Raw genomic sequence first — 9336 nt, 5'->3', positions numbered from 1 at the left:
ACCCGCGGCTTATTGGTGACGTGTTTATGCGCCATGGTGGGTACAGCGACGTCAGACCAGCCGTGGGTTCTGGCGCCCTCAGGGGTTGGTGCGGCCCCCACTTCGCTGGTGGCGGGAACTTCCCGGGCCCGATGCCGCGGCACGGTCGCGTTCAGTGCGCGAACGGCACCCGCGCCGCGCCCGCGGCGGCGGTATCGCGGAACGGATGCCGCCACAGGTCCTTTCGGCCCAGGATCGGAAGCACACCCTCCCCGAACCAGTAGGCCTCCTCGAGATGCGGATGCCCGGAGAGCACGAACTCGTCGATTCCGAGGGCGTGATACTCCTCGATCCGTGCGGCGACCTCGGCGTGACTGCCCACCAGGGCGGTGCCCGCCCCGCCGCGGACGAGACCGACACCGGCCCAGAGGTTGGGCGAGACCTCGAGATCGGCGACGGTGCCACCGTGCAGGGCGCGCATGCGCCGCTGGCCTTCGGAGCCGCTGCGGGCCAGCCCCGCTTGAACCGCGGCGATGGCCGCCGGGTCCAGGGCATCGACGAGCCGGTCGGCTTCGGCCCACGCCTGAGCGGCGGTGTCGCGGGTGATGACGTGCAGCCGGATGCCGAAGCGCGGCGGGGTGCGACCCGCCGCCGCAGCCAGCGCGCGGATCCAGTCGAGCTTGGCGGCGACGGCGTCCGGCGGTTCACCCCAGGTCAAATAGACGTCGCTGTGGTCGACGGCGACCCGCCCGGCGGCGGGGGAAGAACCGCCGAAGTAGATCTCCGGAATCGGGTGCGGAACGCGATCCAGGGCGGCGTCGGCGACGTGAATGTGGTCGCCCGCCAGCGTGACCCGCTCCCCCGCCCACAGCCGGCGGACGACCGTCAGGAACTCGCCGGTGCGCAGGTACCGCTGGTCCTTGTCGAGATGGTCGCCGTACGCGCGCTGCTCGTGATCCTCACCGCCGGTGACCACGTTCAGCAGCAGCCGGCCACCCGTGTGCCGCTGATAGGTGGCGGCCATCTGGGCTGCCAGCGTCGGCGACACCAGACCGGGACGGAAGGCGACCAGGAACTTCAGGTGCTCGGATTCGCGGGCGAGGATGGCCGTGGTGAGCCAGGCGTCCTCACACCACGCCCCCGTCGGGGTCAGCGCCGCTTCGAAGCCGAGATGCTCGGCGGCGCGAGCGATCTGGGCGAGGTAGCCGATGTCGGCGGGGCGGTCACCGCTCGCCGCGGTGACGGTCGTGCCGTGACCGCCGCCCACGAGATAGCGGCTGTCGCCGTAGGTGGGTAGAAACCAGTGGAACCGCAACATGTTTCAGCATCCGTTCTGCGGATCGAGGGCGTCCGGCAGCGCCGCCGCGGCCGAGGTGGCGGGCGCTGATCGCGGAGCGGACCGGGAGTGAGCGCGCCTTCAGAGGACGCCGTGCCGCGGCGGCGGCGTACCCGTGAGCACGAAACGGCCGATGTGCTGGATCTTCCAGCGCACGGGATCGTGCAGGGTGTGGGTGCGGGCGTTGCGCCAATGCCGGTGCAGGTTCAGCGAATCCAGCGCCGAGCGGGTGCCCGCGACCTCGAAGAGCGCGTTGGTCACCTCGAGGGCGGCCCGGTCGGCGGCGGCCTTGGCGGTGGCGACCGCGATGGAGACCGCCGCCGCGCCGGCGTCGTCGAGATCCTCCTGCGCCCGGTCGATGGCCGCGCCCGCCACCGCGAGCAGCGCCTCCGCAGCGCGCACGCTCACCTCCAGTTCCCCGAAGCGCTGCACGGTGAGCGGGTCGTCGGTCGCGTGCTCCACCCCGGCCTCGAACCACGGCCGGCTCCGGGTGCGGACGAACTCCGCGGCCTCGGTGAGCGCCCCGCGAGCGATACCGGCATCGATCGCGGTGTGCAGGATCTGGGCGCGCGCACCGTAGAGCTGCGGCCCGGTGAACGTGAGGTGGTGCGGCACCACGTGTTCGGCGGGCACGCGGACGCCCGCGAGGTGCACCGTGCCGCTCGCGGTGGTGCGCTGGCCCATGCCGTCCCAGTCGTCGACGACGGTGAGCCCGTCGGCGTCGGCGGGTACGTAGGCCACCACGATCCGATCCGCGTCGTCCTTGGCCAGCACCGGAATCCAGTGCGCGAACAGCGCTCCGGTCGAGTAGTGCTTGACCCCGTCCAGGACGTGATCGCCCGCCGGATCCGACCGCAGCCGGGTCCGGTAGTCCTGCACGTGTTTGGTCCCGAGCTCGGACTGGGCGTTGCCGAATCGCTTCCCCGCCAGCACTTCCGCGAACAGCAGGCGTTGCAGTGCGTCGGTGCCGTTCTGCCGCAACGCGTTCACGTACACGAAGTGACTGTGCGGGATCTGCGCGACGTTCGGGTCACCGGACGCCAGCAGCCGGAACACCTCCGCGGCGACGGCGGTCGGCACCTGTGCACCGCCGAACTCGCGGGGCACCGTGATGCCGAGCAGCCCGCTGGCGGACAGCTCGTCCAACTCGGCGCGCGGTAGTTCGCGCCGGGCGTCGCGATCCGCCGCGCCGGCGGCGAGCCGTTCGGCGAACCCGGCCGCGACCGCCAGCGCCTCGTCGGCGTCGGCGATCACGCGCGCGGTCACCGGTCGTTCGGCGATCTCGGTCATCTTGTGCCCCAGGTGTTCTCGGTGGTGGTCACGGCTCGTCCGCGCGGGAACGCGGACGCCGGTCAGGTGGTGGCGGTGAGACTGCCTGTGAAGGTGGAACGGCTGAACCGCCCGGCGGGTTCGAAGGACGCCAGCAGCGCGGCCGCGTCCTCGCCGGTGACCTCGGTGATGAACTGCCCGGCTGTGTCGAAGGAGTCGACCCGCTGGAACGGTGCCGGGCGATGCAGCAACCCGACGAGGGCCGAGGCGAAGCGCGGGTCGACGGCGGCCGCGGCGAACAGGTTGCCGCCGATGTCGGCGAACTCCGGATCGCCCAGGAACAGGCGCGTCACCCGGTTCGCCGCGTCGCCGCGGGCAGCCAGGAACGCTTGATACTGCCCGGTGATCCACTCCGCGTCGAAGGGCCCGTCGTGCACGGCCGCGGCCGCCACCAGGCGCTGCGCCTGGATCAGCCCACTTTGCGCGCCCTGCCCCGCGATCGGGTCGTAGGCGGCGGAGGTGTCCCCGAGCGAGGCCACCGGATGCCCGCCCGCGGTGTGCCCGGCCCCGGCCCGCACGACCGGGCGCACGGCGCCCTTCAGCCACGAGTGCGGGTCGTCGGCGATCACCTCGGCGGCCAGCACCTCGGGCAGGTCCCAGTCGATGTGATCACGGTAGAGATCCCGCACGACCCGCAGCGCGGACTCGGCGGAATCCGCTGTGCCGAAACGCTTCTCCCATTCGCTACCGGGGCGCGCCCAGCCCAGGAACGCCCAGCTCGGACCCGCGTCCTTGTGCAGGTACGGGCCCCACCAGCCCTCGCCCTGATCGGCCAGGATCGAGAAACCGCTGTGTGCGCCGCCCGCCCGGCTGCGATGGGCGAACACGCTCTCGTCGTGGCCGAGACCGGTGACCGTCACCGTGAGCAGCGAGCGCTGCGGCGCGGTGTAGGGACTGCGGGACTCGTCGACCGGGAACAGGTCGGACAGGCCGCCGCGACCGGTGGCGACCAGGGTCAGGTCGGCCGCGGCGGCGATCGCGTCGAGGGACTCGGGCGTGATCTGCTCCACGACGAAGCGGCCGCCTCGCTCGTGGAAGGCGGTCAGGCGTTCGTCGGCCTTGAGCCGGGTGTCGACCGCGACGCCCGCGTAGCCCTCGAAATGCCCGTCGAACTGGATGAGCTCCTCGCGCTGCGGGCCCGCGATCCGCACGCTCAGCCCGGTGTGCCGAGGTGCGCGGGCGGTGTAGGTGTCCAGGCCGAGCGCGGCTTCGGCCTGCTGGGTCTCGCCGAATTCGAGCGCGGTGCCGGTGGCGGGGACGTCGTCGCGCAGTGCGCGCTGGTCGCGGTCGCTGTAGAGGGTGACCTCGAAGCCGGCGTCGAGCAGGCCCAGGGCGGCCGTGACGCCGGTCTGCCCGGCTCCGATCACGGCGGCCGAGCGGGTGGAGGTTGGCGTTGTCATGCGTGAATCTCCCGTCCTGTCGGGGAAGGTGCGATGGTCGTCGTGTCGTGGCCAGATGAAGCGAATTCGGCTGCCCCCGAACGAGGTTCCGATGCGGGCAGCGCGGTGGACGCCGGGCCGCCGAGGCGGTAGCGCGTGCCCCGGTGTTCGCCCGGCAACCGGTCCCCCGCCTCGAACAGCGCGTTGCGCAGGGTGCCCGGCACGTAGTCGGTGGCGTAGACGCCCCGTTCGGTCAGCACCGGGACGACATGGCGGACAACATCTTCGAAGCTGCCCGGGGTGATGGCGTAGGCCAGGTTGAACCCGTCCAGGTCGGTGTCGGCCACCCAGTCCTGCAGCTGATCGGCGACCGTCTCTCCGGAGCCGACGAAAACCGGTCCCATGCCGCCGATTCCGGCCCAGCGGCCGATGTCGCGGACCGTCCACTCCCGGCCGTCGTCGTCGAACTCCTGGAACGCCGCCACCGCGGATTGGATGGCGTTGCTCTCGACCTGCCCGATCGGCGCGTCGAGGTCGTAGGTGGACAGGTCGATGCCCATCCAGCCGGACATGAACACCAGCCCGCCCTCGACGCTGGCGTAGGACAGGTACTCCCGGTGCTTGCGCTGCGCCGCCTCGTCCGTGGCATCGGTGACGATGGTGGCCAGCGCGTACACGCGGGCCGAGTACCGATCCCGCCCAGCGGCTTCGAGCGCGTCGCGGATACGGGAAACCGTCTGCGCCAGTACTCGTTTGGACGGTCCGGCGACGAAGATCGCCTCGGCGTTCTCCGCGGCGAACCGCACCCCGCGCGGCGAGGCCCCCGCCTGATAGATCACCGGTGTGCGCTGCGGCGACGGCTCGGACAGGTGGATGCCCGGCACGGTGTAGTGCCTGCCCCGATGCCCGATGTGATGCACCTTCGCCGGGTCCACGTAGACGCCGCGTTCGGCGTCGCGGACCACGGCGTCGTCCGCCCAGGAACCTTCCCAGAGCTTGTAGAGCACCTCCAGGTACTCGTCGGCCCGGTCGTACCGCTCGTCGTGATCGAGCTGATCGTCCGCGCCGAAATTCCTTGCGGCGGAAGGCAGATACCCGGTCACCACGTTCCAGCCCAGCCGGCCCTTCGTCAGATGGTCGAGGGTGGACAGGCGGCGCGCGAACGGATACGGATGCTCGAAACCGGTGCCGGTGGTGATGCCGAACCCGAGATGTTCGGTCACCGCGGCCATCGCCGAGACCAGCAGCAGCGGGTCGGCGACCGGGATCTGGGCGCCCTGGCGCAGGGCGGCCACATCGTCGCCGCCGTACACGTCGTAGGTGCCCAGCACGTCCGCGATGAAGATGCCGTCGAACCGCCCGCGCTCGAGCAGCCGCGCCAGCTCGGTCCAGTAGGCGAGGTCGGTGTAGCGGTGCGACTGATCCTCGGGATGCCGCCACAGGCCGGGAGATTGATGCGCGACGCAGTTCATGTCGAAGGCGTTGAATCGGATGCGGCGCGTCACGACGGTACCTCGGTGGCGGGCGTGCGATCCCCCGCGCTCCAGGCGAAGGGCAGGTCCGACCCGTTGAGCAGGTGATCACCGATGGCACGCGCCTTCTGGATGGCCGGATTGTGCACCGAGATGGTGCGGGCGTTGCGCCAGTGGCGATCCAGGCGCAGGCTTTCCGAGACCGCGGACGCGCCGCCCACCTCGAACAGCAGCGTGGTCGCCGGCAGCACCAGATCGATGACCGCCAGCTGTGCGCGAGCGGCGGCGAGTTCGGCTGCCACCACGAGTGATTCGTCGCTCGCCCGATCGGCCAGCACGGCGTCGAGCACGTCGGCGACCGCCAGCACGCTCGCCTCGGCGGCGAACGCGGCCGCCGACAGCCGTCCGATCACCTGCTGCACCAGGGGATCCCACCGCGGCAGATCCGCCGCCGAATGGGTGTAGCCGCGGGTTCGGGCCGACACCCATTCGCGGGTATCGCTTTCCGCGCGCCGCGCGATGCCGGCCAGCACCGCCAGCTGAACCAGTTGCAGGTAGGAGGTGGCGTAGGTGGCTCCCGGCGCGCCGTAGCCGGGCCCGAGAATACGATCCTCGGTCACCGTCACGTCACTGAATTCGGTGGTGCCGCTGGCGGTGAGGCGCTGTCCGAACCCGTCCCAGTCGTCGTGCTGCCGCACGCCTTCGGCGTTCGCGTCGACCAGCACGCCGACCCGCTCGCCGTCCCGATCGGCCGCGGCCAGAATGTAATCGGCGTACAGCGAGCCGGTGCTGTAGAACTTCGTGCCGTCGAGCCGCCACCGCTCACCGTCACGCGTGAGCCGTGTCCGATAGCGGTCGACCGCGCCGACCCCCGGCTCGGTGATGGCATTGCCGACCAGCGTGCCCTCCGCCACCGCACGCAGCCAGTCCGTACGCGCAGGCCCCGGCTCGGCCAGCAGCTGGTCCTCGACGAAGGAGAAGTGCACCCGAAGCGCCTGCGGCAGATTCGATTCCGCGGCGGCCAGCGCGATGAGCTGGCGGAACAGCTGGCGTACGGTGACCCCGTAACCGCCGTGTTCCACCGGCACCCGCAGTGCGCCGAACTTCGCCGCCCGCAGCCAGGTGACCTCCTCGAACGGCAGCTGCCGGTCGGCCTCCCGGGCGACCGCACCCGCGGCGATGCGCTCGAAGATCGGCCCGAAGATCGCGTCGAGTTCGGCGTCGGTGGTGGTCTGCGTTTCCACGGTGGTCATCGCGTCGCTCCCACCGGCTCGGGGGCACCCGCACCGGAGGCCAGATCGGCCTCGAGTTCGCGGACCAGGGGCAGCACGCGACTGCCGAAGTACTCGACTTCCTCGTGATAGTGCAGGAATCCCAGGAGCAGCAGGTTCACCCCGCGCTTCTTGTACTCGACGATCCGATGCGCGATCTGCTCGGGCGTGCCGATGAGCTTGGAGCGGAACCCGTCGTTGTACTGCACGAGATCCTCGAAGCTGGAGTCGGCCCACATACCGCGCTTGTCGCCGGTGGAGCTGCCCGCCTGCTGCACCGCGCCCCGGAAGCCCGCCACGGCCTCGGGGTCGGCCTTGGCGATGATCTCGCGCAGCGTGTCCCTCGCCTCCGCCTCGGTGTCGCGGGCGATGAGGAATCCGTTGAGCCCGAATCGCACCGTGCGGCCGTGCTCGGCGGCCGCGGCGCGCACCTCGGTGATCTGCTCGGTGATGCCGTCGAAGTCCTTGCCGTTGCTGAAGTACCAGTCCGAGACGCGCCCGGCCATGGCGCGGGCAGCGGTGGAGTTTCCGCCCTGGAAGATCTCCGGGTGCGGGCGGCCATCCGAGACAAGGGGTTTGGGTTTGAGGTCGTAGCCGCGCAGGCGGTAGAAGTCGCCCGCGAACTGCGCGGCGTCCTCGGTCCAGCTCCGGCGCAGCACCTCGATGAACTCCTCCGAACGCCGGTAGCGCTCGTCGTGTTCGAGCCAGGGTTCGCCGAGGGCGGTGAATTCGCCCTTGAACCAGCCGCTGACCACGTTCACCGCGGCGCGGCCGCCGGAGAGGTGATCGGCCGTGGCGATCAGTTTGGCCAGCACCCCCGGCTGCCAGAGCCCGGGATGCACGGCGGCGATGACCTTGAGGCGTTCGGTGGCGAGCAACAGGGCGAGGCTGAAACTCGTCGATTCGTGCTGGTATGCCGCACCGTAACTGGCCATGTACCGAACCTGGGTGAGCGCGTACTCGAAACCGTTGTTCTCGGCGAGCACGGCGAGTTTCTTGTTGTACTCGTAGCCCCAGTCGGTGCGCTGCTCGATATTCGAAACGACCAGGCCCCCACTTACATTCGGAACCCAGTAGGCGAATTTCAGGGGCTCGGCGGCGATATTTTCGTCATTGTCCGCGGACACAGGATGCTCCATCGTGAGGTCGGTGAAGTGGAAGGAATGCCCGCGCGCAGGGTGGCGCGGTCAACGAGTGCCGCGACAACAGCTTCTATTGCTCATGATCACCAGCCTAGGAGTAGTCAAATGTGCTGTCCAACAGGCATTTTCGATGCAGTGATAAGTTTTCCCTACCACGCCGGGCAGGCTCCGCTCAGCGCGCTCAGGCCGCTCGGGCGCCGAGCGAACCGGCGCGCCGGACCAGGACGTCGTGCAGGGAGCGCGCCGCGTGCGGCAGGGCCGAGGATTTGCGCCGCTGCGCCACGAGCACCACTTCGGTGGCCCGGCAATCGAGCGGCCGCCAGGTGATCACCCCCGTTTCCGCCAGGGGATCGCCGGCGATGCTGTAATCGGGAAGTACCGTGACCCCCAAGCCTTTCGCGACCATGATCTTCCCCATTTCCGCGCCGTCGGTGGAATAGGAGAACAGGGGTTGCCGGCCGTCCAGCAGGCGGTGGACGAACCGGTGCATCACATATCCCGATCGCATGACGATCAGCGATTCACCGAGCAGATCGTCGACCCCGACGACGGGCAGGGCCGCGAGCCGGCTGTCCGGGCGCACGCAGACGACCGGCCGGCCCCGCAGCAGTTCAGTGCAGTGGAACTCGGGGGCGAGGTCGTCACCGCGCAGGTAGTTCACCAGCCCAAGATCGAAACTCCCCTCGCGCAGCGCGGTGTGGATCTCGGCCTGCTGGGCGTCCACCACCTCGACCTGTGTCTGGGGATGCGCCTCGCGGAACTCGCGGATGGCGGGCAGCACCAGCGACACCGTCGCGGCGTTGACCGTCCCGACCCGCACCATGCGGCTGACCCGATGCTGTTCGTCGGCGGCCCGCCGCAACAGGTCCACCGCGTCGAGCACCTGCGTGATGTAGGGCAGCAACTCCCGGCCCTGATCGCTGATCCGCGCCCCCGACCGCCGCCGGTCCAGCAGATCCACGCCCAGCTCGCGCTCCAGGTTCCGCAGCGTCTCACTCAGCGCCGGTTGCGACAGGTGCGATTCCTCGGCTACCCGCCGCAGCGACCCCAGCCGGGTCACGGCCTGGACGTATTCGAGCTGCTCGATCCGCATGGTCCCTCTTCGTCGGTCCCGCCTGGCCTCTCGCATCGAGTGTGCGCGCCGACGCCGGACGGTTGCAGGGTTGCGATCACCGAGAGTCGATGGCGGGGCCGGTCGGTCGGTGCCGTGTGCCGAGGGCCCGACAGGTGGCCGCCGGCCCGCCGCCCCGCGGCAAGCACCTGAGCGCCTGAGCACCGACCGCCCCCGATCGAGGGGTGCGGCGCGACGGCATCGAGAATCATCCGCAGAACGCGAAAGTGGCCCGGAACCATTTGGTTCCGGGCCACTTCGTTAGTAGCGGGGACAGGATTTGAACCTGCGACCTCTGGGTTATGAGCCCAGCGAGC

Annotated in this window: 7 protein-coding genes; all 7 read right to left on the bottom strand. The window is 70.2% G+C overall.

Features of this window, described 5'->3' with window-relative positions; all coding sequences use genetic code 11:
- Positions 1–151: 151 nt before the first annotated feature.
- The 7 genes from ABZ319_RS38980 to ABZ319_RS38950 all read right to left on the bottom strand — a co-directional run bounded on the left by ABZ319_RS38980 (position 152) and on the right by ABZ319_RS38950 (position 9001).
- Complete coding sequence (locus ABZ319_RS38980; protein WP_354991621.1) at positions 152–1297, bottom strand: LLM class flavin-dependent oxidoreductase; 1146 nt, start codon at positions 1295–1297, stop codon at positions 152–154.
- 99 nt (positions 1298–1396) lie between these two features.
- Positions 1397–2605 carry an SfnB family sulfur acquisition oxidoreductase gene (locus tag ABZ319_RS38975; protein ID WP_354991620.1) on the bottom strand — a complete coding sequence of 403 codons (1209 nt, stop codon included), beginning with the start codon at positions 2603–2605 and terminating at the stop codon, positions 1397–1399.
- A gap of 62 nt (positions 2606–2667) precedes the next feature.
- Positions 2668–4044, bottom strand: coding sequence for a styrene monooxygenase/indole monooxygenase family protein (locus tag ABZ319_RS38970; protein WP_354991619.1), 1377 nt, complete (start codon positions 4042–4044; stop codon positions 2668–2670).
- Positions 4041–5528 carry an LLM class flavin-dependent oxidoreductase gene (locus ABZ319_RS38965; RefSeq protein WP_354991618.1) on the bottom strand — a complete coding sequence of 496 codons (1488 nt, stop codon included), beginning with the start codon at positions 5526–5528 and terminating at the stop codon, positions 4041–4043. Before ABZ319_RS38965 ends, ABZ319_RS38970 begins: the two co-directional genes overlap by 4 nt.
- Positions 5525–6748: an acyl-CoA dehydrogenase family protein gene (locus tag ABZ319_RS38960; RefSeq protein ID WP_354991617.1), complete on the bottom strand. Its 1224-nt coding sequence runs from the start codon at positions 6746–6748 to the stop codon at positions 5525–5527. The genes ABZ319_RS38965 and ABZ319_RS38960 overlap by 4 nt, the downstream gene beginning before the upstream one ends.
- The gene (gene sfnG / locus ABZ319_RS38955; protein WP_354991616.1) at positions 6745–7893 is read right to left on the bottom strand and encodes a dimethylsulfone monooxygenase SfnG; all 1149 of its coding nucleotides are present in this window, start codon (positions 7891–7893) and stop codon (positions 6745–6747) included. The genes ABZ319_RS38960 and sfnG overlap by 4 nt, the downstream gene beginning before the upstream one ends.
- A 196-nt stretch (positions 7894–8089) precedes the next feature.
- Positions 8090–9001 carry a LysR family transcriptional regulator gene (locus ABZ319_RS38950; RefSeq protein WP_354991615.1) on the bottom strand — a complete coding sequence of 304 codons (912 nt, stop codon included), beginning with the start codon at positions 8999–9001 and terminating at the stop codon, positions 8090–8092.
- Positions 9002–9336 lie beyond the last annotated feature (335 nt).

The sequence above is a fragment of the Nocardia sp. NPDC005978 genome (genome assembly GCF_040614455.1).
GTDB lineage: Bacteria > Actinomycetota > Actinomycetes > Mycobacteriales > Mycobacteriaceae > Nocardia.
This window is presented reverse-complemented; position numbering and strand designations above follow the sequence as displayed.